General features: G+C 45.1%; 1 protein-coding gene. It reads right to left on the bottom strand.

Features of this window, described 5'->3' with window-relative positions:
- Window positions 1–76 precede the first annotated feature (76 nt).
- Window positions 77–417 (bottom strand): flagellin (locus tag A3712_RS21650; RefSeq protein ID WP_269451435.1); only part of this gene is annotated, 341 nt, incomplete at its 5' end.

Genomic DNA, 417 nt, shown 5'->3' with positions numbered 1-417 from the left:
GTGTACCTAATGCTTGATTTGCATAAACAAAAAGCCAGGGTGAGCCTGGCTTTTGTATCGCGGCATATTAGGTTAATTAACCTAGTAGGCTAAGTGCCGAGTTCGGAGCTTGTTTCGCTTGAGCAAGAATCGAGCTTGAAGCTTGAGAAAGGATCTGAGACTTAGTCATCTGAGTCGTTTCTTTCGCGAAGTCGGTATCTTTAATACGGCTCTTAGATGCGTTAACGTTCTCATTAATGTTGTCTAAGTTGCTGATTGCATGGTCGAAACGGTTTTGGAATGCACCCAGTTCTGCACGGTGGCTGTCTACGTACTTAAGTGCCGCATCGATGATTGCTACAGACTCTTGAGCACCGCCAACAGACGTTACGTCGATAGTATCAACCGTCACTTCTTTAGAAGCTTGAATGCCTAGCT

The organism is Vibrio sp. HI00D65 (genome assembly GCF_001635455.1).
Classification (GTDB): domain Bacteria; phylum Pseudomonadota; class Gammaproteobacteria; order Enterobacterales; family Vibrionaceae; genus Vibrio.
The sequence above is the reverse complement of the archived record's forward strand: the minus strand, read 5'-3'. Positions and strand labels throughout refer to the sequence as shown.